Source organism: Burkholderia sp. Bp9016 (genome assembly GCF_003857765.1).
GTDB lineage: Bacteria > Pseudomonadota > Gammaproteobacteria > Burkholderiales > Burkholderiaceae > Burkholderia.
This window is the reverse complement of record NZ_QTPY01000003.1, coordinates 13,402-34,125: the sequence shown is the minus strand read 5'-3', so window position 1 is coordinate 34,125 and position 20,724 is coordinate 13,402. Positions and strand designations below refer to the sequence as shown.

The 20,724-nt window shown below is 68.1% G+C and carries 19 protein-coding genes and 3 pseudogenes; 11 read left to right on the top strand and 11 right to left on the bottom strand.

The features are described from left to right. Positions 1 to 30: 30 nt before the first annotated feature. The 3 genes and pseudogenes from DIE13_RS04495 to DIE13_RS33795 form a co-directional block, all read left to right on the top strand. Entirely contained in the window at positions 31 to 441 is a 411-nt protein-coding gene (locus tag DIE13_RS04495; RefSeq protein ID WP_124826020.1) for a BON domain-containing protein, read from the top strand. Between the two features lie 82 nt (positions 442 to 523). Next, a complete protein-coding gene (locus DIE13_RS04490; protein ID WP_124826019.1) occupies positions 524 to 1,069 on the top strand; it encodes a hypothetical protein in 546 nt (181 codons plus the stop codon). A 316-nt stretch (positions 1,070 to 1,385) separates the two neighbouring features. After that, positions 1,386 to 1,508, top strand: a pseudogene (locus DIE13_RS33795) (DUF4142 domain-containing protein); the annotation flags it as partial. Between the two features lie 48 nt (positions 1,509 to 1,556). On the opposite strand, the pseudogene DIE13_RS33270 reads toward DIE13_RS33795, so the two are convergent. The 3 genes and pseudogenes from DIE13_RS33270 to DIE13_RS04475 all read right to left on the bottom strand — a co-directional run. After that, positions 1,557 to 1,742: pseudogene (locus tag DIE13_RS33270) on the bottom strand (PRC-barrel domain-containing protein); the annotation flags it as partial. Between the two features lie 66 nt (positions 1,743 to 1,808). Then, positions 1,809 to 2,240 (bottom strand): CBS domain-containing protein, encoded by a 432-nt coding sequence (locus tag DIE13_RS04480; RefSeq protein ID WP_124826018.1) that lies wholly within the window; start codon positions 2,238 to 2,240, stop codon positions 1,809 to 1,811. 336 nt (positions 2,241 to 2,576) lie between these two features. Beyond that, entirely contained in the window at positions 2,577 to 2,825 is a 249-nt protein-coding gene (locus tag DIE13_RS04475) for a hypothetical protein (RefSeq protein WP_124826017.1), read from the bottom strand. Between the two features lie 142 nt (positions 2,826 to 2,967). On the opposite strand from DIE13_RS04475, the pseudogene DIE13_RS33265 reads away from it, so the two are divergent. The 5 genes and pseudogenes from DIE13_RS33265 (at position 2,968) to DIE13_RS04450 (ending at position 9,047) form a co-directional block, all read left to right on the top strand. Beyond that, positions 2,968 to 3,253: pseudogene (locus DIE13_RS33265) on the top strand (hypothetical protein). Between the two features lie 309 nt (positions 3,254 to 3,562). Next, positions 3,563 to 3,874 carry a hypothetical protein gene (locus DIE13_RS04465; RefSeq protein ID WP_124826016.1) on the top strand — a complete coding sequence of 104 codons (312 nt, stop codon included), beginning with the start codon at positions 3,563 to 3,565 and terminating at the stop codon, positions 3,872 to 3,874. A 203-nt stretch (positions 3,875 to 4,077) separates the two neighbouring features. Further along, a complete protein-coding gene (locus DIE13_RS04460) occupies positions 4,078 to 4,959 on the top strand; it encodes a MipA/OmpV family protein (protein ID WP_124826015.1) in 882 nt (293 codons plus the stop codon). 96 nt (positions 4,960 to 5,055) lie between these two features. Further along, positions 5,056 to 6,750, top strand: a complete 1,695-nt coding sequence (locus DIE13_RS04455) for a VRR-NUC domain-containing protein (RefSeq protein WP_124826014.1) — start codon at positions 5,056 to 5,058, stop codon at positions 6,748 to 6,750. Further along, complete coding sequence (locus DIE13_RS04450) at positions 6,747 to 9,047, top strand: ATP-dependent DNA helicase (protein ID WP_124826013.1); 2,301 nt, start codon at positions 6,747 to 6,749, stop codon at positions 9,045 to 9,047. Before DIE13_RS04455 ends, DIE13_RS04450 begins: the two co-directional genes overlap by 4 nt. 39 nt (positions 9,048 to 9,086) lie before the next feature. Here DIE13_RS04450 and DIE13_RS04445 read toward each other — a convergent pair whose 3' ends face one another. Next, positions 9,087 to 9,857, bottom strand: a complete 771-nt coding sequence (locus DIE13_RS04445) for an IclR family transcriptional regulator C-terminal domain-containing protein (protein ID WP_124826012.1) — start codon at positions 9,855 to 9,857, stop codon at positions 9,087 to 9,089. Positions 9,858 to 10,018: 161 nt separating this feature from the next. Here DIE13_RS04445 and DIE13_RS04440 point away from each other — a divergent pair, with 161 nt between their 5' ends. Continuing rightward, positions 10,019 to 10,252, top strand: a complete 234-nt coding sequence (locus DIE13_RS04440; RefSeq protein WP_124826011.1) for an AbrB/MazE/SpoVT family DNA-binding domain-containing protein — start codon at positions 10,019 to 10,021, stop codon at positions 10,250 to 10,252. Beyond that, complete coding sequence (locus tag DIE13_RS04435) at positions 10,239 to 10,652, top strand: PIN domain-containing protein (protein WP_124826010.1); 414 nt, start codon at positions 10,239 to 10,241, stop codon at positions 10,650 to 10,652. Before DIE13_RS04440 ends, DIE13_RS04435 begins: the two co-directional genes overlap by 14 nt. A 170-nt stretch (positions 10,653 to 10,822) precedes the next feature. Here DIE13_RS04435 and DIE13_RS04430 read toward each other — a convergent pair whose 3' ends face one another. Both DIE13_RS04430 and shiA read right to left on the bottom strand, forming a co-directional pair. Beyond that, the gene (locus DIE13_RS04430) at positions 10,823 to 12,124 is read right to left on the bottom strand and encodes a UDP-N-acetylglucosamine 1-carboxyvinyltransferase (protein WP_124826009.1); all 1,302 of its coding nucleotides are present in this window, start codon (positions 12,122 to 12,124) and stop codon (positions 10,823 to 10,825) included. Between the two features lie 211 nt (positions 12,125 to 12,335). Further along, positions 12,336 to 13,643 (bottom strand): shikimate transporter, encoded by a 1,308-nt coding sequence (gene shiA, locus DIE13_RS04425; RefSeq protein ID WP_124826008.1) that lies wholly within the window; start codon positions 13,641 to 13,643, stop codon positions 12,336 to 12,338. 341 nt (positions 13,644 to 13,984) lie between these two features. On the opposite strand from shiA, the gene DIE13_RS04410 reads away from it, so the two are divergent. After that, positions 13,985 to 15,112: a 4-hydroxyphenylpyruvate dioxygenase family protein gene (locus tag DIE13_RS04410; protein WP_124826006.1), complete on the top strand. Its 1,128-nt coding sequence runs from the start codon at positions 13,985 to 13,987 to the stop codon at positions 15,110 to 15,112. Between the two features lie 56 nt (positions 15,113 to 15,168). Here DIE13_RS04410 and DIE13_RS04405 read toward each other — a convergent pair whose 3' ends face one another. The 5 genes from DIE13_RS04405 to DIE13_RS04385 all read right to left on the bottom strand — a co-directional run bounded on the left by DIE13_RS04405 (position 15,169) and on the right by DIE13_RS04385 (position 20,456). Beyond that, positions 15,169 to 16,404: an NADH:flavin oxidoreductase gene (locus DIE13_RS04405; RefSeq protein WP_124826005.1), complete on the bottom strand. Its 1,236-nt coding sequence runs from the start codon at positions 16,402 to 16,404 to the stop codon at positions 15,169 to 15,171. A 108-nt stretch (positions 16,405 to 16,512) separates the two neighbouring features. Beyond that, positions 16,513 to 17,841, bottom strand: coding sequence for a type II toxin-antitoxin system HipA family toxin (locus DIE13_RS04400; protein ID WP_124826004.1), 1,329 nt, complete (start codon positions 17,839 to 17,841; stop codon positions 16,513 to 16,515). 2 nt (positions 17,842 to 17,843) lie between these two features. Then, a complete protein-coding gene (locus DIE13_RS04395; RefSeq protein WP_124826003.1) occupies positions 17,844 to 18,233 on the bottom strand; it encodes a helix-turn-helix domain-containing protein in 390 nt (129 codons plus the stop codon). Positions 18,234 to 18,405: 172 nt separating this feature from the next. Continuing rightward, positions 18,406 to 19,521 (bottom strand): bifunctional 3,4-dihydroxy-2-butanone-4-phosphate synthase/GTP cyclohydrolase II, encoded by a 1,116-nt coding sequence (gene ribBA, locus DIE13_RS04390; RefSeq protein WP_124826002.1) that lies wholly within the window; start codon positions 19,519 to 19,521, stop codon positions 18,406 to 18,408. Beyond that, positions 19,518 to 20,456, bottom strand: a complete 939-nt coding sequence (locus DIE13_RS04385; RefSeq protein ID WP_124826001.1) for an alpha/beta hydrolase — start codon at positions 20,454 to 20,456, stop codon at positions 19,518 to 19,520. Before DIE13_RS04385 ends, ribBA begins: the two co-directional genes overlap by 4 nt. Positions 20,457 to 20,724 lie beyond the last annotated feature (268 nt).

Below are 20,724 nucleotides of genomic sequence, written 5' to 3'. Positions count from 1 at the left end.
GCCGCATCCGTCCACCCGCCAGGAGGTGCGATGAAAGGATCGGAAAACACGCCGCGCGAGGGCGCCCCCCGGGCCTCGGCACGCATCCGGCGCATGCCGCCGGTCGGACGGATCGCGAGCATACTGATGCTGTCGTGTGCATGGATCGCGATGCCTCGCTACGCGTCGGCGGACGAAAGCGTTCGGGCGACGCTCGCGAGCCAGGCGTCGGCCGTCGGCGGCCAGCTTCGCGATGCGACGCTCGCGTCCCGTATTCGGGCCGCGCTCGTCGCCGAGCGGGGGCTGGCGTCCGACGACATCGACGTGCAGGCCCACGGCCGCGTGGCCGAGCTGACGGGCAGTGTGCCCGACGCGCCGCAACATGCGACCGCGGTCCGGGTCGTGCACGACGTCGACGGCGTGCGCGGCGTGCGCGACAGGCTGCAGATTCGCCGGAAGTAACGTGATGCGCGGGCAAGCGTCGGGGCCGATCGGGCGTCGCGCGTCTCGCGGCCCTGCGCGGCACCAGGCAGGAGGGTTCGACATGGACACCATCATCGCGGGCCGTTTCTCGACGCTCGAGCGGGCGGAGCACTGCGCGGAACAATTGCGCGGCCACGCCATGCATCGGGACGACGTGAAGGTCTTCTTTCTCAATCCGCCGGGGCAGCACGCGCTGTTCTGGCTCGGCGGCGACGTCTATGCGGATTCCGCGGCGCGCCCGGGCGGCATCGGCGCGCTGGAGGGCGTGGCCATCGGCGCGATCGTCGGGCTGGCGGGCGCCGCCTTGCTGTATCTCGGCGGGCTTCATTCGCCGCTCGCATGGATCGGCGTGCCGCTGGTCGGCGGCTACGTTGGCGCGCTGTGCGGTGCGCTTGGCAAGATGAACGGCGATGCGCCGGAAGGCCATGGTGCGCTGAAACAATGCGAGAACGGAGTCGTGCTGGCCGCGCACGTCAGGAGGCGCACGGCGACGTTCACGGAGCGTACGCTGCTGGCGTGCGGCGCGCTGTCGATCGAGCGGGTCGAAGGCGCATGGCAAAAAGGCGCGTGGACCGATTTCTTCACGTCCGCGCATCGCCCCGCATGATGCGCGCACCTGCAGCGTTCGGCCGGTTCGAGCCTTCGGCGGAACCGGAGATCCGGATGCGGCCGGGTGGAAAGCGCCGGAGCGGATGCCGATCCACGGGAGCCGCAGGCCTCGCGCGCGGGCTGGTATCGGGCATGCTCGCGACGGGTTGCGCGCTGGCGGCGGCGCCCGCGTGTGCGCAGACGGCGAGCGCCTCGTCGGTGCAGGTCGCGCCGGGCGTCACGCGCCCCGGCGAGGCCGCCGACGAGACCGCCGACGAGGCCGACATGACGCGGCGGCCGACCGCATCAACGCCTAATTCGTCGACAAGGCGAGCATCGTCGGCAGGACGCAACTGCAGGCGAGCCAACTCGCGCTCGATCGATCGTCGAATCCGGACGTGAAGGCGTTCGCGCGCCGGATGGTCGACGATCGCGGCCGTATCGCCGGCGCATTGCGCCGGCTCGGCGCGCAAAAGGGCAAGCCCGTGCAGGTGGGGATGCGTGTCGATCCGGCCCGAGCGGACGTCGAGCATGATGTTCGTGACCTTGCCGATGTCGTCGCCATCCATCGTCAGCACGTGGTGGTCTTCCAGCGTGCCGGCAACCATCACGTCCGGACCCGGCCCGCCGGCTGAACGGCTGCCGTCGCCGACGATGCGCGCGCGCGTGCGCGACGCCCTGTCCGTTGTCATCGCAGTCTCCAGGTCGAAGGGGCGCCGGGCTTGCCGCGGGCGCCACATGGATGAAGGCGGCGTCGCTCAGCGACGCCGCGGCAATGACATGTCCTCGAGCGTGTTGGCCAGCTCGTCGCGAGCGGGGCCGCCCGCGCGTGTCGCGATGTCGCCGAGCGACACGATGCCGACGAGTTGCCTGTTGCCGTCGAGCACCGGCATCCGGCGCAACTGCACGTCGGCCATCCGCTGCTGCACGTCGCCGACACCGTCGTCCTCGACGCACCACTGCACGGGTGCGGATGCGACCGCCATCACGGGCGTGTCGGGCGAATGGCCGCGCGACAGCGCACGCACTGCGAGGTCGCGATCCGTCACGATCGCGACGAGCCCGGTGCCGTCGCAAACCGGCAGCACGCCGATGTCGAAGCGCTGCATCGATTCGGCCGCATGGCGAATCGTGTCGGTGGGCGCGACGCACACCACGTCGCGCGACATGATCTCGTTGACGCGATACATGAACGCCTCCTTCGTAAGCGAGGCGATGTGCGAGCAGGACGCGTGCCGCGCTCGGCGCGGTACGTGCCGGGCCCGCACGGCCGGGGCACGGAGAAATTTGCCAGCACGCTTGTACATCTTCCACGGCGGGAACCGCGGCCGGGACGCGAGCGACGTCAGCGGCCGACGCCCGTCATCGCGACGATTGCGAGAACCAGCGCGCTCTCGAGCGCGGCCAGCGACGCGACGCCGCGGCGCCGCTGACTTCATGCCAGGCTCGTTCCATGCGTTTCATCTGTTTCGCTCCGGTTGATCCGCTCTTTCGTAGGCTGGCGCACCTCGGACCGGATGCCGCCGTCAGCCGTGATCGCGAGGCGATGGTGGGGTGTCGGGCGCGCGACGTTCGCGTCCGCCGGACGGTTTGGCGGGGGCGATGCGGGTCGCGCCGCCGACGGCGGGCGGGTCGCTGGCCGGAAACGCTTCTTCGAGCCCTTCGTCGATGCGCTCCTCCGTCTTGTCTTCGGACGGCGGGCGCGACGTGGCGAGCCGGAATGCTCCGGCGGCCGGTAACACGGCGTCGCGGCGGCCGGTGGCGTGAACGGTCATGATCGAACCTCCTTTACGGGTTACGACGGGCGCAAGCGCCGTGCCGCGTATCGGCGGCGGCACGGCCCTTGCCGCCATCGAGCCGCCGGCGCCGGCGGACGCGAGGCCCGCACGCCGCCGGCGTGGGCGAGAGGAAATCGTGATGAATGAACCCAGGGAAAGGATACGTTACGACGCGAACGTGTGCGGCGACGATTTCAGTCATGTGCGCGGGCGTTTCGATATATGGAAGCGCGAATCGCCGACCTGTCGCCCCGCGCAGCGCCTGTTCGCCGGCATGGACGCGGTGCGCGAACCGAACATGCCGTCCACGAGGGGCCGGCAAGCGAGGGTCGTGCGATGCGCGCCGTCCGATCCGTTCGCTTGCCGTGCAACTTGCCGGGGAAGGGCGCACGATGTGGCTCGTGATGGCGGCTTGCGACGGGTGAGCGGGCCGCATGGTATCGCAGGGTTGGCAGCGTGCAGGCACGCCGCTTGCGCGCGCTCGCCGCGCCAATCGACACGCGCGAGCCGCCGCGCAGGAGTGACATGAGCACGCCATCCATGCTGCACCGTCCCGAACCGATCCCCGACGTCGAGCCCGACCCGGCGTGGCCCGAGCACGACGATCCGGTGGATCCGCCCGTGCCGGCGGGGCCGCCGCAGGGCGATCCGCCGTCGCAACCGCCGCCGATGCGGATGCCGGGCGGATGCAGCGAACCGAAGCCGGCCGCGCGATCACTGAAGGGAGGACCATCATGGACATTCACGTGCAATCGCCGGACAAGCGCGCGATCGCTCAGGTGCTGGGCCGCTATTTCGAGTCGCGTTCGTTGCGCTATCACATCGAGGAATTTCCGGGCGGCGTGCTCCATATCGGCTTTCGTGCGAGCGGCCGCCCGGTCGCCGTCACCGTGTCGTTCGACGATTCCGCGTACGACACCTACACGCACTGGGACGCGAGCCAGAAGCAACTCGCGCTCGGACGGCTCGCGGACGGCTTCTCGCGCATGATGTCGACACGCAGTCCCGCCGCGCTCGCCGGTGATTACCACGTCGAGCGTTTCTGATTCCGCGACGATCCACCTGCGCGTACCGGAATCCGGCAAAGTGCCCGCATGCAACGGGCGCTTTGCGGCTTCGCGCGTGTCGCGTAGGATGTCCCTTAATTCAGCGCACACTACGTTCGCGCCGTCGGCGGTTTGTCGTGGCAGCCGATCGAGCGCGACGCGCTTTCCCTCAGGTTCGTTTTGCGCAACCGACGGAGACCGCCTTGACGACCATTGCTCGCCTGCTGTTGTCGCCCGCTACACGCCGGTTCGTATCCGGCCTGTCGGCCTTCGCCGCGCTCGCGGCATCCGGCGCGCGCGACGCGTCGGCACAGACGCCTTCGCCGCTCGGCGAATGGCAATACTCGGCGGGCATCCCGCTGCAGAAGCTGTTCAATCCGGCCGTTCCCACGTGGCAGGCCAGCTTCGGCGCCGCGATGACGCTGCAGCCGCGTTACGCGGGCTCCGATCGCTATCGCGTGATGGGCGGCCCGAATTTCGACGTGCGCTATCGCGACCTGTTCTTCCTGTCGACGGGCGAGGGGCTCGGCGCGAACGTGCTGCGCGGGCCGAACTGGCGCGTGAGCATGTCGGTCGGCTATGACCTCGGGCGCCGTTCGGCCGACGATCTCGGCCACCTGAACGGTCTCGACAACATCAATGCGGCGCCGGTGATGAAGCTTGCGGCCGACTACGTGATCTCGAAGGATTTCCCGCTCGTGCTGCGCGCCGATGTCCGCCGCAGCATCGGCGGATCGAACGGCTGGATCGGCGATTTTTCCGCGTACATGCCGATGCCCGGCAGCAACGAGCATTTCTTCTGGTTTGCGGGGCCGACCGTGTCGTTCGCCGATTCGCGCTACATGAACAGCTGGTTCGGCGTGAGTCCTGGCGCGTCGGCGCGTTCCGGGCTGCCGGCCTATTCGGCGAGCGCCGGGATGAAGTCGTACGGCGCGGGCGTGACGATGGTCTGGTTCGTGGACAAGCACTGGTTCGTGACGATGGACGGCGCGATCGAACAACTGGTGGGCCGCGCACGGCGTAGCCCGATCACGCAGCAGTCGACGAACGGCGTATTCGACATGTCGGTGAATTACCAGTTCTGAGCGGAACCGAGCCGGGCGGGTCATCCGTGGCGTGGGGCATTTTTCGTCACATTTGATATGATTGCGACCTGTACAAACGTACAGTGATCGATCCCCGTGACGCCTGCATCGCCGACGCCCCCGGCGTTTTACTACCTGACCAATTTCGAACGCGCGCTGGCCTGGCTCGGCGAGCGTTACGACGACCTGCTCGACGAGCACGAGCACGCGTTTCTGCGCCATTTCCCGCAGTTGCCGCAGGCATCGCGCGCGCTGCTCGTGCGGATGCTGATGCGCAACGGGTTCGATTTCCGCGCCAGCAAGCTCGTCTACGACGAAATCGGCTGCCCGCTCGACGCGGCCGCGCCGCTCGTCGCGCTCGGCTGGGTCGATCCGGCGCCCGCGCTCTCGCTCGACGAACTGTTCGCACTGTCGACCAAGGCCGATCTGCTGAAGGTGTTTCCGGCGCTCGCCGCGCACGCGGGCGAGCGCAAGCCCGAATGGCTGGAGCGGCTGCGACCCGCGCACGATGTCGCGCAACCGCTCCATGCATGGTTCGAACAGGCCGACGATCGCGTGCTGCGCGTGACTGTCGGCGCGCTGTGCGACCGGTTGCGGCTGATGTTCTTCGGCAATCTGCATCAGGACTGGAGCGAATTCGTGCTCGCCGATCTCGGCGTATTCCAGTACGAGAGCGTGCCGTTCGCGCCGTCGTCGCGCGCGTTCCAGCAGCGCGACGACGTCGATACGTATCTCGCCTTGCAGACTTGCCGCGAAGCGCTCGAGGCGTGGCCCGACGACCTGCCGTTCGACGATCTGCTGCGTGCAATCGACGCGGTGAGTTGCGTGCAGCCGTGGCTCGCGACGCGCCGCGCGAAGCTGTTGTTTACGCTTGGGCAAATCTGCGAGCGCCGCGCCGACTGGCCCGCCGCGCTCGACGCGTATGCGCGCAGCGCGTGGCCGGGCAGCCGCCATCGGCGCATTCGCGTGCTCGAACGCTGCGGACGCGACGACGACGCGCTCGCGCTGGCGCTCGACGCGCGCAACGGCTTCGAAAGCGACGAGGAACGCCAGCGCGTCGAACGGATGCTGCCGCGTCTGCAGCGGCGCGTCGGACAGCGGGTCGAACGCGCGCATGCCGCGCCGGACGTGCCGCGCGAGACGCTGGTGCTGGCGCGCCCCGATGCGTTCGTCAGCGTCGAATTCGCCGTGCGCGATCATCTGGCGCAGCCCGAAGCGCCGGTTCATTACGTCGAGAACACGCTGATCAATTCGCTGTTCGGGCTGCTGTGCTGGGAGCCCGTGTTCGCGGCCGTGCCCGGCGCATTCTTTCACCCGTTCCAGCGGGGGCCGGCCGACCTGCATGCACCCGATTTCGCGGTGCGCCGCACCGATGCGTTCGCCGCCTGCTTTGCGCAGCTCGACTCGGGCGCTTATCGCGATACGATCCTTCGTCACTACGCGACGAAGGCGGGGCTGCAATCGCCGTTCGTGTTCTGGGGCGTGCTGTCCGACGAACTGCTCGACGAGGCGCTGGCGTGCCTGCCGCCCGAGCATCTGCGGCTGTGGTTCACGCGCCTGCTCGCGGATATCCGCAGCAACCGCTCGGGGCTGCCCGATCTCGTCCGTTTCTGGCCCGGCGAGCGGCGCTATGAACTGATCGAGGTGAAAGGCCCCGGCGACCGGCTGCAGGATAACCAGACACGCTGGCTCGCGTACTGCATCGCGCACGGGATTCCGGTGCGCGTCGTCGATGTCGAATGGGCGGGCGCCGGTGTCGAGCCGGCCGAAGCGGCGGGGCTGTCCGCATGAGCTATGTCGTCGCGGTGCGGGCGATGTGCGAGTTCACCGCGCGGCGCGGCGATCTCGACCTGCGCTTCACGCCCGCGCCGACCGCGCTCGAAGGGATCGCGGGCCACGGCGCCGTCACGTCGAACCGCGGCGCGCGCTATGAAACGGAGATCGCGCTGACCGGCACGTGGGGCACGCTCACCGTGCGCGGACGCGCGGACGGCTACGATCCGGTCGCGAACCGGATCGAGGAAATCAAGACCTATCGCGGCAGCCTCGATGCGATGCCGGCCAATCACCGCGCGCTGCACTGGGCGCAGGCGAAGGTCTATGCGCACCTGATGTGCGACGCGCGCGACCTTCCGGAAATCGGCGTCGCGCTCGTGTATTTCGACATCGTGTCCGAGCGCGAGACCGTGCTGACCGAAACGCTGGGCGCGAGCGAACTCGCCGCGTTCTTCGCCGAGCAGTGTGCCTGTTTCGTCGACTGGGCGGAGCGCGAGACCGCGCATCGCGCGGCCCGCGATGCGGCGCTGCGTACGCTGACGTTTCCGCACGGGCAATTTCGCAGCGGGCAGCGCGAACTGGCGGTGTCGGTCTATCGCGCGGCGCGCGACGAACGCTGCCTGATGGCGCAGGCGCCGACCGGTATCGGCAAGACGGTCGGCACGGTATTTCCGTTGCTGAAGGCATGCGGCGAGGGCGAGCTCGATCACGTGTTCTTCCTGACCGCAAAGACGCCCGGGCGTGCGCTCGCGCTCGAAGCAGCGACGACGCTCGGCGCCGGCACGCCGGCGCTGCCGCTGCGCGTGCTGGAGCTCGTCGCGCGCGACAAGGCGTGCGAGCATCCTGACCTCGCGTGTCACGGCGAATCGTGTCCGCTCGCGCAGGGCTTCTACGACCGGCTGCCGGCCGCGCGCGACGCGGCGATCGGCGCCGGGCTGCTCGATCGTGCGACCGTGCGCGAGGCGGCGCTCGCGCATGACGTCTGCCCGTACTATCTCGCGCAGGAGCTGGCGCGCTGGTCGGACATGGTGATCGGCGACTACAACTACTACTACGACGGCAGCGCGATGCTGCACACGCTCGCGCAACAGAACCAGTGGCGCGTCGGCGTGCTCGTCGACGAAGCGCACAACCTGCTCGACCGAGCGCGCAAGATGTACAGTGCGTCGCTCGACCCGTTCGCGTTCGCCGCCGCGCGCGAGGCCGCGCCGGTGGCGCTGCGCAAGCCGTTCGACCGGCTCGCACGCGCGTGGGGCACCCTCAATCGTGCACAAACCGGGCGCTATGCGGCGTATCCCGACATTCCCGGCCCGATCGTGTCGGCAGTGCAGAACCTCGTCTCGGCGATCGGCGAACACCTGACCGATGCGCCGCGCGCGAACGACGACGCGCTGCTGCGCTTTCATTTCGAGGCGATCCAGTTCGGCGTGCTCGCCGACGCGTTCGACAGCGCGTCGATCTTCGATGCGACGCTGCACGGGGAGCCGCTGCCGCGCCAGTCGGGGCTCGACGGCGTTGCGCCGGCCGCGCGCCGACGCCGTATCCAGTCGACGCTGTGCGTGCGCAACGTGATCCCGGCCGGTTTTCTCGCGTCGCGCTACGAGGCTGCGCGTGCGACCGTGCTGTTTTCCGGCACGCTGAGCCCGTTCCATTTCTATCGCGACACGCTCGGGCTGCCGGCCGATACCGGCTGGCTCGACGTCGAGGGGCCGTTTCGCGCCGAGCAGTTGACCGTGCGCGTCGCGAGCCATGTGTCGACGCGCTGGCGCGACCGCGACCGTTCGCTCGAACCGATCGCGGACCTGATCGCCGCGCAGTACGCGACGCGACCCGGCAACTACCTCGGTTTTCTCAGCAGCTTCGACTATCTCGGGCGCGTCGTCGCACTGATGCAGGCTCGGCATCCGGACGTGCCCGTGTGGGCCCAGGCGCCCGGCATGGCTGAAAGCGAGCGCGACGCGTTTCTCGCCCGCTTCGATGCGGGCGGCCGCGGCGTCGGCTTCGCGGTGCTGGGCGGCGCGTTCTCGGAAGGTGTGGACCTGGTCGGCGAGCGGCTGATCGGTGCGTTCATCGCGACGCTCGGGCTGCCGCAGGTCAACGACGTCAACGAGCAGATGCGACGCGCGATGGATGCGCGTTTCGGCAACGGATACGACTACACGTACCTGTATCCGGGCTTGCAGAAGGTCGTGCAGGCGGCCGGACGCGTGATCCGCACCGAACACGACGAGGGCGTCGTGCATCTGATCGACGATCGCTACCGGCGGCGGGAGGTGCGCGACCTGCTGCCGAGGTGGTGGCGGATCGGGTGAGGTCGCGGCGCGGGTGCCGCAAGGGCCGGGTGCTTGCGCCTACAGCACGTTGAGCATCGCGAGCGCGGCTTCCTGCAGATGCGGCAGCACGCGGCGCACTGCCGCATCGGTCGTCTCCGCGCCGATCGGCATGTTCGTGCTCAGCGCGGCGACGACTGTGCCATGACGGTTCTTCAGCGGCACCGCGATTCCGCGCACGCCGACCTGCAATTGCTGTTCGATCACCGCGTAGCCTGCGTCGCGGGCGTGGTCGACTTGTTCGAGCAGGCGCGCCTTGTTGGTGATCGTGTGCGGCGTGAACGGCGCGAGCGCCGTGTCGTCGAGCCATGTGCGGACGGCTTCCCGATCCGGATGATGCGCGAGCAACACGACGCCCGGCGACGTCAGCGGCGCCGGCACGCGCGCGCCGAGCACGAAGCCCGTCGTCATCACGCGCGACACGCCGTTGCGCGCGATGAACACGAGCTCCCATCCGTCGAGCACGCTCACGTACGCCGATTCGTTCAGCGACGCGCTCAGTTGCTGCAGATACGGCTGGACCGTGCGCGGCAGGCGCGCGGAATCGAAGTACGACCAGCCGACCCGCAGCACGCGCGGCGTGAGGCCGTACAGCTTGCCGTCGGTGTACACGTAGCCGAGCGATTCGAGCGTCAGCAGGTAGCGGCGCGCGGCCGTGCGCGTGAGGCCGGTGCGGGCGGCGGCCTGGGTGGGCGTCATGCGCGCGTGCTGGCTGTCGAACGCCTCGAGGATCATCAGGCCTTTTTCGAGGCCGGCAATCCAGTCGCGTCGGTCGAGTTCGGGCTTTTTCATGGAGGCGTTGGGGTGGATGTGCGCTGTTCGCGCAAGAATGGGCGATTATCGCGCGAGTCGTGCGGCAAAGCGAGCGCGCGGCATCCGAGCCGTCCAATCGGTTAGCTTGCGGATTTGCATTGTAGATATACAATTTATCGCGTATATCCATGGAGGCTCATATGCAGGTTGCAAAGTGGGGCAATAGCCTGGCGGTTCGCCTTCCGGCCAGCGTGGTCGACGCACTGGAGCTCCGCGAAGGGGACGATATCGAAATCGTGGTCGATAGCCCTCGGGTTTTTGCCGTGAGTCGCAAGCCGAGGCCCGACGAGCTTCTGCAGCGGTTGAGGCGTTTCAGGGGCAAGCTGCCTGCCGATTTCAAGTTCAGCCGGGACGATGCGAATGAGCAGGATTGAGTCCGAGAAATCGTTCGTCGACAGCAATGTCGTGCTTTATCTGCTGTCCGAGGACGAAACCAAGGCAAACCTCGCGGAAGCACTGTTTCTCCGGCGGCCGACCATCAGTGTCCAGGTACTGAACGAAGTCGCCAGCGTTTGCAGTCGCAAATTGCGAATGCCGTGGCGGGACGTGGGGCAGTTTCTGGAGCCGATCAGGAGTTTGTGCCGTGTCGTGCCGATCACGGTCGATGCGCACGACCTCGCGCGACGGCTCGCGGAGTGGCACCGCTTGTCTTTCTACGACGCGTGCATCGTGGCAACTGCTTCGATCGAGGGGTGTGAATACCTCTACACCGAAGATATGCACGATGGCTTGCGAGTGGCGGGCGGTCCGGAGTTGCGAAATCCGTTTGCGTGAATGCCGGCGGTTCCTGGCACGCGGGCGCAGCCGAGAGTGACGATGGGCGAACCCGACGGCCACCGATGGATGAAGAGGGTTCTCCGGCGTATCGGCGCCGCGGGTCGAATGTGAAAAGCGGGCGAGTCGGATGCGGCGCGAACGTTACGCCCGCCGCATCCGGACGAACGTTACTCGCTGCTCGTCCACTCGACGTTCGCGCCGACCGAACGCAGGTTTTCGACGAAATGCGGATGCGCGCGGCGGATCGGCAGCGCGTTCATGATTTCCGAGCGGCCTTCGATGCTCGCGGCCACCATCAGCAGCGCGATCGCGACGCGAATGATGTAAGGGCTTTCGACGCGCGCCGGCGTCAGTTGCAGCCCGCCGAACGTGATCAGGCGGTGCGGATCCGACAGCAGCACGTGCGCGCCGAACTTCGACAGTTCGCCGGACCAGCCGAGCGCGCCGTCGTAGACCTTGTTCCAGAACATCGCGCTGCCTTCCGCACGCACGCCGAGCGCGATGAAGATCGGCAGCAGGTCGACCGGCAGGTACGGCCACGGTGCGGCTTCGACCTTGGTCAGGATGTTCTGCGTGAACGGCCGGCGCACGCGCAGCGGGCCGTCGCGTTCCGCGCGCGACCAGCCGTCGCGGTGCGTGATGTTCACGCCGAACTTCGCGAACGTGCGGTCGATCAGCGGGAAATGCTCCGGCGACGAGTTGCGCACCGTGATGTCGCCGCCCGTGATCGCGCCGAGCGCGAGGAACGTCGCGATTTCGTGGAAATCCTCGGCGAAGCGGAATTCGCCGCCGCCGAGCTTGCCGCCGCCTGTCACGCACAGGCGCGAAGTGCCGATGCCCTCGATCGCGACGCCGATCATCGCCAGGAACTGGCAGAACTCCTGCACGTGCGGCTCGGACGCTGCGTTCATCAGCGTGGACGTGCCGCCTGCAGCTGTTGCGCACAGCGCGAAGTTTTCGGTGGTCGTCACCGACGCGTAGTCGAACCAGTGGTCGTTCGCCGTCAGCGGGCCGTCGGCGCGGACGATCAGCGAATCGGGCGTGCGCTCGATATGCGCGCCGAAACGCTCGAACACCTCGACGTGCGGATCGATTTCGCGCACGCCGAGCGTGCAGCCCTTCACGTCGTTCTCGAGGCGCGCGACGCCGAAGCGCGCGAGCAGCGGCGGAATCAGCATGATCGACGAGCGCATCGCTTCCGGCAGCCGGTGGACGGCCGGATCGAACGTCGTATTGCGATGGTGGAGCTCGAGGATGCCTGTCGCGAAGTCGACCGACACGTCGCTGCCCAGCGCGCGGAAGATGTCGAGGATCTTGCGTACGTCGGTGATGTCCGGCACGCCGACGAGGCGCAGCGGTTGATCGGTCAACAGGGTTGCGCACAGAATCGGCAGGACGGCGTTCTTGTTCGCGGACGGCTTGATGTCCCCGCGCAGCGGGGTGCCGCCGTGGACGATGAGATTCGACATGATATGGGGGCGTATCGGTGACTGACGTAGGCCCATATGATGCCACTGGTCGGCGGGCGGCGTGGAATGTTCAGAGGCGAAAAAGGGGGGGCTGCGCGTGTGATTGACGGTGTTTGACGTTGGATGGCGTCCGTACCGTTCGGTATGCGCGAGCAGGGGGGCGCGGGAAATGGCCGGACGCGCACCGCGCACCGGCCATCCGGTCACCCGATCACTGCGCCGCCCGCATCCGCGCGGCGACCACCAGCGAGATCAGGCAACCCACTGCGAGATAGCCGGCGACGAGGTGCCACGAGCCACCGGCGATGCTGACGAGCGCCACCGCGATGAACGGCGTGAACCCGCCGCCGACCACACTCGCGAACTGGTAACCGACGCCCGCGCCGCTGTAACGGTATTCCGCGCCGAACAGCTCGGTGAAGAGCGGCTGCTGGACGCTCACAACCATGTCGTGCGCGGCATTCGCCAGCAGGATCGAGCAGATCACGATCCATACGGTCGAGCGCGATTCCAGCGCGACGAAGAACGGCACCGCTGCTGCGAGGCCGATCAGCGCGCCGATCAGGTAGATGCGGCGCAGACCGAAGCGGTCGGCCAGCCACGCGAAGCACGGGATCGTCACGCAGCTCACCGCGCCGACCAGCAGGCCGATGTTCAGGAACAGGTCGCGCGACATGCCCAGGTTCGTGGTCGAATAGCTGAGCGCGAACGCGGTGACGATATACATCGTGAACAGTTCGGCAAGACGCAGCGCGACGATCAACAGGAACGCCTTCGGGTGGCGCGTGAGCGCTTCCAGCACGGGCAGGCGCACCTTGTGGTTGCCGTGCTCGACCTTCTCGACGAACTCCCGCGATTCGTCCATGCTCTTGCGTACCCACAGGCCGATCAGCACCAGCACGATGCTGAACACGAACGGCAGGCGCCAGGCCCAGGCCTTGAACGCTGCCTCGCCGAGCGTGTGGCTCAGGATCGACACGATGCCAGTGGCCAACACGAGCCCGACACCGTAGCCGACCTGCACGCCGCTGCTGTAGAACGCCTTCTTCTGCTTCGGCGCGCTCTCGACGGCCATCAGTGCCGCGCCGCCCCATTCGCCGCCGACCGCGAAACCCTGGATCGCGCGCATCAGCACCAGCAGCACGGGCGCCCACCAGCCGATCGACGCGAAAGTCGGCAGCAGGCCGATCGCGACGGTCGACAGCCCCATCAGCATCACGGTCAGCACAAGCATCCGCTTGCGCCCGAGCCGGTCGCCGTAGTGGCCGAACACGACGCCGCCGAGCGGGCGGAACAGGAAGCCGACGCCGAACGTCGCGAACGCGGCGAGCGTGCCCATCGTCGGGCTGATTTTCGGGAAGAATTCGGAGTTGAATACGAGTGCTGCGACGATCCCGTACAACAGGAAGTCGTACCAGTCGACGACGGCGCCGACGAAACTGCCGATCGCGGCCTTGCGGGCCTGGCTGCGCGCCCGGGCGCCGGCGGCGGTGTCGAGGGTGTCGATGGTTGGGGTCATGACTGTGTCTCCTGGTACGGCGCATCGTGGAGTCCGATGCTGCATTGAAGTCGAAGGGTGAACGGAGAATAGGGCGCGCGCCGCGTCCCGGCAATTGGCCGATCGGTCAAAGTGCGCGATTATCGTTCAATGACGTGCGATTATCGAACGATTTCCGGGTTTGCACTAGGCGGCGTGCCAATATCCCGTTCGGCCAGGGTGTGCCGCAGTGAACGATCTGGTTAAAATCTGCACCATTAAAAGTTCGCCCGATCCGCGTGGCTATCCGGCCGTCTCATCGGCCGGGTGTGCCGCCCGTACCGGGCGCCGTCCCCATCGACCGCTTGTCTCCGGAGAATGGAATGCCCGGTAATTCCCACCCCCTATCCAGCGATACGCCGCCCGTTGCCGATTCGGCTGCCAATCCGCTCGGAATGGCCGGCCTGGAATTTGTCGAGTTCGCGGCGCCGGTTCCGGAAGCGCTCGCGCAACGCTTCGAGCAGCTCGGGTTCAAGGCGATCGCGCGCCACGTCAGCAAGAACGTCACGCTGTACCGGCAAGGGCAGATGCAGTTCCTGATCAACGCCGAACCCGATTCGTTCGCCGCGCGCTACGCGGAGGAATATGGAATGGGCGTCTGCGCGATCGGCATTCGCGTGGCCAGCGCACGGCGTTCGTTCGAGCGCGCGATCGAGCTGGGCGCGTGGGCGTTCGAAGGCGAGCGGATCGGCGTCGGCGAACTGAAGATTCCCGCGATCCAGGGCATCGGCGATTCACACCTCTATTTCGTCGACCGCTGGCGCGGGCGCGACGGCCAGCGCGGCGGCGTCGGCGATATCTCGATCTTCGACATCGACTTCCGGCCGATCGACATCGCGACCGCACATACCGATCTCGACTGCGCGGGCACCGGCCTGCAGCAGGTCGACCACTTCACGCAGACGGTCGGCGCGGGGCGCATGCGCGAGTGGCTCGACTTCTATCATGACCTGCTGCACTTCCGCGAAATCCACGAAATCGACGCGCACTGGCATGTGTCTGAAGAATCGCGCGTGATGGTGTCGCCGTGCGGTGCGGTGCGCATTCCGGTCTATGAAGAAGGCACGCGGCGCACGGAGCTGATGCACGCGTATCTGCCGGACCATCCGGGCGAAGGTGTCCAGCACGTCGCGCTCTCGACCGGCGACATCCTGGCGAGCGTCGACGCGCTGCGCGCGAACGGCGTCGAGTTCATCGAGCCGCCCGCACGCTACTACGACGAGGTCGACACGCGACTGCCGGGGCACGGTGTCGATCTCGACGCGCTGCGTCGGCGCGCGGTGCTGGTCGACGGCGAAATCGGCAGCGACGGCGTGCCGCGCCTGTTCTTCCAGACCTTCGTCAAGCGCCGGCCCGGCGAGATCTTCTTCGAGATCGTGCAGCGCAAAGGGCACCACGGGTTCGGGGAAGGCAACCTCGCGGCGCTCGCTCGCGCCCGCGACGCCGGCTGATCGCCGGCTGCCGCTGTCTCGGGCAAGCAGCAAGCAGCGTTACACGCCGCCGAATGTCATGCACCGGCGGCCGGCATGCGGTTCGGCGCCGGATCGTTCGGCTCGTGGAGCACGCATGCGGTGCCGCCCGGCGTGTACATCGACACGACGCAGCGGTTGCACGACGTGCAGCCTGACCGGGCGAGCCGGCCATCGCGCAGTCCGTTGACGAAATCCGGCTCGAACACGAGCGCGCGGGCCAGCGCGACCGCATCGAACCCTTCGTGCATCGCCAGCGCGACGTTCTCGCGCGAGCGCACGCCGCCGAGATAGGCGAGCGGCATCCGGACGGCCGCGCGCACCTTCTTCGAGTGCTCGAGGAAGTACATTTCGCGAAACGCGCCCATCTTCGGCTCGGTGAGTTTCTGCAGCGCCATCGCGGCGCGCACGATCGCATTGTCGGCGTTCGCGCGCGCATCGCCGGGCAGCGGGCTGCCGAACAACTGCCACACCGATTCGACGTTCATTCCGCCGCTCAGCACGAGCAGGTGCGCGCCTTCCGCTTCGAGCAGCCGCGCGATCTCGCTCGCGTCGTCGGCCGTCCCGCCGCCGCGCACGCCTTCGGTCACGCCGATCTTGCACACCACGGCGAGATCGCGGCCGACCGCGTCGAGCACGCGGCGCAGCACTTCGACTGGAAACGCCGCGCGCCGCGCCGCATCGCCGCCGTACGCATCGCGGCGGCGGTTGTACAGCGGCGACAGGAACTGGCTCAGCAAATAGCCGTGCCCCATGTGGATTTCGACCGCATCGAACCCGGCGTCGCGCGCATGCCGCGCCGCGCGCGCGAATTCGTCGGCGATGGCGCTCATCTGATCGCGCGTCATTGCCTGCTTCAGAAAGCGGCCGCTCATCACGCCGACCTTGTTGAAACCGCCCGACGCGCTCAACGGCCGCTTCGTCGACAGCGACGGCAGGAACGTGAAGCAGCCGCCGTGCGTGATCTGTGCGGACGCCGCCGCGCCGTGCCGATGGACCGCATCGGTAAGCGCGCGGAATTGCCGGATCGTCGGCACGTCGAGCTGTGCCTGGTCGACGAACGTACGACCGTCGTCGCTGATCGCGCAGTACGCGACGGTCGTCAGCGCGGCGCCGCCCTCGGCGATGCGCTCGTGAAACCGCACCAGCGCGCGCGACGGCACGCCGTTCGGCGTCATGCCTTCGTTGGTCGCCGACTTGATCAGCCGGTTGCTCAGTGTCAGCGGGCCGATCTGCAGCGGGGTGAATGCGGTATCGAGGGCAGCGGGTTTCATGTCGGGCAGGCATCGGGAATGGGCACGGCGACCATTGTGCGCAGTCGGTAGCGGCGTGCATCGTCCGCGTGGATGACCCGTGGCGATGGCCGCGGGCGCGCCGTCCGGTCAGCCGCCCAGCTTGCGCGCCTGACGGCGCATGCCGTCGAAGATCGCATCGGCGACGTCCGCCGGGAAATCCGCCGGAATGCGCGATGCGACGTCGGCGATCGCCGGTTCGGTGCGTGCGGCCACATCGGCCATGGCCGCACGGACGTCGCCTTCGGTCAGGCCGACGCGCGCGCCTTGCGCGATCCAGTGGCGCGGCTGGATGTCGCCGATCACGTAGTGACGATTCTTTCCGCACACGGCCATGGCGAGCCGTGCGCGGTGCGGCGACAACTGGTTGCGCCGCGTGCCGATGATCGGATGCGCGGACAGCACGTCGTACAGCGGCGTGCTGCGATACGTGTTGCCCGGCAGATGCGCGATGCTGAAATTCTTCGCATGGCCGTCGATCGCGGCGAGCACCCAGAACACGAGCTGCGCGATGAAGAAATGCCGGCGGTCCTGCGCGGCGTCGGCGGAATTCGCGAGGATGCCCATGATCGTCGCGATCCCCGGGCCGCCGTCGGACTCGTATTTCGCGCCCGACGGCGTGCCGGTCGCCTGGCACATGTCCTCCTGCGGCAGCCGCAGGATCCACGTGCCGTCGTGCGAAAGCCGGCGATCGAATCGCTCGACGATCAGCGCCTTCTGGTCGTCGAACCGGCCGATGTCGCACGACGCGATCGGCAGGCCGTACGCGGCGACGATCTTCGAACACAGCCATTCGTTCTCGACCGACGTCCGCATGTCGGCCTGCATGTTCCCGACGCGTCCGAGCGGCAGCTTGAAGATATGCGTGGTCGGCGTGCTGCCCGACGGTAGCAGCCAGCGCTCGTCGTGGCGCAGCAGCGCGGTCTTTTCCTGCGCGCCGGCGATCGACAGGCGCAGTTCGCCGTCCGGCTCCGGGTGGCCGGGCAGCGGCGCGGCGGTCGCGTGGCGCAGCACGTCGGCCACGGCCGCGTCGTCGAGTGCGGTGCCGTCGATGGCTTCCAGGTCGACGGGTATTTCGTCAGGCGGCAGCAGTTGCAGCGCGCCGACGCAATCGCGGCCGATCGACGCGAGCAGTTCGAACGGCGCCGTCGACCCGAGCCGGTAGCGCTGCGCGATGCGGCGGCGGATCGGCTGGCTGTCGGGCAGCAGATTGTCGAAGTAGTCGGCGACGACCGCGCCCTGGTGCGGCTGGTTGCCGGGCGTGAAGGGCAACGACAGCGACAGCGGACGCCCCTGCGGATCGTCGACCCAGGACGGCAGGTAGACGAGGCGTTCGATGCCGTGCCGGATTTCCCAGTAGCCGACCGGGATGCCGTTCATCCACAGGTCGAGACGGTCGTGGCGGGAGCGGCGCGCCATCGTCACCAGTCCTCCCGTTTCGGGCCGCGGGGCTTGCCGGGCGCCGCCGCGGCAGGCCTTTTTCGCGACGCGGCGGCCGGCGAGCGGGCCGCGGGGGTATCGGACGAACGCCGGCGCGTGGCTGGCGTGCGCGCGGGGGCGGGATCGGCGACATCGGGTGCCGGCGCATCGTCGGGCGTGCCCGGCTCGAGCATCAGGCGAACGCCAAGGACGTTCAGCACCTTGAACAGCCGTTCGATACTGACGGCGGACGGATTGGCTTCGAGCTGCGCATACGACTGCTGCGTAACGCCGAGGCGGGCCGCGAGTTGCGCCTGAGTGAACCCCGCCGACTTCCGGAAGCCGACGAGGATCGGGCGCAACTGGCTCAAGGTCTGGACAGGGAATGCCATGGACTCTCCGCGAAATGACAGGCGATCGCTTGTATTCGGAAAATACAGTCTATGGCATGTATCGTCAAAATACAAACCCGAGACTGTATTTCATAAAAACAAACGATAGCCTGTCGTGCGGAAATCCGAAGGCAAGGGCGGCAATGCGCCCCGCGCGGTCGTCAGCCGTGCGTCATGCCGCCCGCAGCGGAGCGGTCCGCGCACTTTCCGGATCGTCGTCGCCGAGCGGGATGAACGCCATGATCTCGAGGTCGTGCCCCGACAGTGCCGGCAGCCGGAACGGGCTCGACAGCACGTTCAGACGCCGCACGCCGAGCTCGCGCAGGATCTGCGAGCCGATCCCCGTCAGGCGGCCGTCGCGGCGAGCATGGGCGGCAGGCGTGCGCGTCGCGTCGCCGCGCATGTCGCAGTCGAGCAGCACCGCGACGCCGCAGCCCGCCGCGTCGATCCGCTGCAGCGCGGCGTGCAGCGGCCACGAATGCGCGGACGGTTCCGCATCGAGCAGGTCGAGCAGCGAATGGCATTCGTGCACGCGCGTCAGCACGGGGGTCGCCGGGTCCGGCTCGCCGCGCACCAGCGCGAGATGCGGCGCGCCGTGCACGGTGTCGCGATATTCGATCGCGCGGAATCGTCCCCACGGCGTGTGCAGAGGCCGTTCGCCGACGCGTTCGACCAGCGATTCGTGCTCGCGGCGGTAATGGATCAGGTCCGCAATCGCGCCGATCTTCAGCCCGTGATGCGCGGCGAACGTCTTCAACTCGGGCAGTCGCGCCATCGTGCCGTCGTCGTTCATCACCTCGCAGATCACCGACGCGGGCGTGAGACCGGCCAGCGCCGCGAGATCGCAGCCGGCTTCCGTGTGCCCCGCACGCACCAGCACGCCGCCCGGGCGCGCGGCGATCGGAAACACATGGCCGGGCTGCACGAGATCGTCGGGGCGCGCGCCCGGGCGAACCGCCGCGCGAATCGTCCGCGCTCGATCGGCGGCCGAGATGCCGGTCGTCACGCCTTCGGCCGCTTCGATGCTGACGGTGAACGCGGTCCCGAACGGCGTGCCGTTGTGGTCGGCCATCGGCGGCAGGCGCAGTTGCTCGCAGCGCTCGGCCGTCAGCGTCAGGCAGATCAGTCCGCGGCCGAAGCGCGCCATGAAGTTGATCGCTTCGGGCGTCACGTGATCGGCGGCGATCACGAGGTCGCCTTCGTTTTCGCGATCCTCTTCGTCGACGAGCAGAACCATGCGCCCCGCACGCAATTCGTCGACGATTTCCGGCGTGCTGGCGAGCGTCATTGCGCCTCCGTTGCGTCGAACGCGCGGCGCAGTGCATCGGCGCCGAACGTCAGCACGCGATCGGCCGCATCGACCGCGCCGAGCATGCTCGCGAAGCCGTGCAACTGGCCCGGCCAGCGCACGAGCGACACCGGCGTGCCGGCCTGCGCGAGACGCAGCGCGTACGCCTCGGCCTCGTCGCGCAGCGGGTCGAATTCGGCGCTGACGATGGTGGCCGGCGCCGCGCCCGACAGGTCCGGCGCGGCGAGCGGGCTCGCGAGCGGCGACGCGCGATCGGCGCTGTCGTCGAAATAGTGACGCTTGAACCAGCGCATCGCGTCCGCCGTCAGGAAATAGCCTTCGCCGAGCGATTCGTACGACGGATGCTCGGTTGCGCAATCGACTACCGGATACAGCAGCAACTGATGCGCGATCGCGATGCCCGAGCCGCGCAACTGGAGCGCGGCGACGGCGGCCAGGTTGCCGCCCGCGCTGTCGCCGGCGACGGCGATCGCGCCGTTGCGCGCACCGAGATCGCGTGCGCTGGCGGCGGCCCAGCGCACGGCATCGCATGCATCGTGCGCGGCTGCCGGGAACCGCGCTTCGGGCGCGAGCCGGTAGTCCACCGACAGCACAAGCGTGCGCGCCCGTCGGGCGAGACTGCGGCACAGGTTCGCGTGCGAGTCGATCCCGCACGCGACGAAGCCACCGCCGTGGAAGAACACGGTCAGCGGCAACGGCCCGTCGGCCTCGGGCCGATACAGCCGTGCGGACAACTCGCGACCGGGCGCGGGAATCTGCCAGTCCTCTTCGGCGGCAATCGCGTCGCCGGGCGCGAACGCGCCGCCCCCGGCGAGGCTCGCGCGGTAGGCGGGAATGGTCAGTTGATCGAAATCGATCGCGGGCGCTTGGGCGAGCGCGGCAAGCAGCGCCTGAGCCTGAGGGTCGAGCGGCATGGAAACTCCTGTCTGAATCGGGTGCGGTCGGAATCAGGTAAACCCGCGTCGCGGTTTTCCCTGAGCCCGCGCCGGAAGCTTGCCGGCACGGCCTGACGGGCATTCCAGCGCAGCACGCAGGGCGCCACATCATCCGATTGGACGATGGTTCGCGCGTCCGGATGGCCAAAGCTCACCATTCAGTGAATGTCCCGATGACGCCGGAATTAAGACACGTCTTAATCATGGCGCGTGGACGAGTCGTACCGACAACAAGTCGCATGGAGGA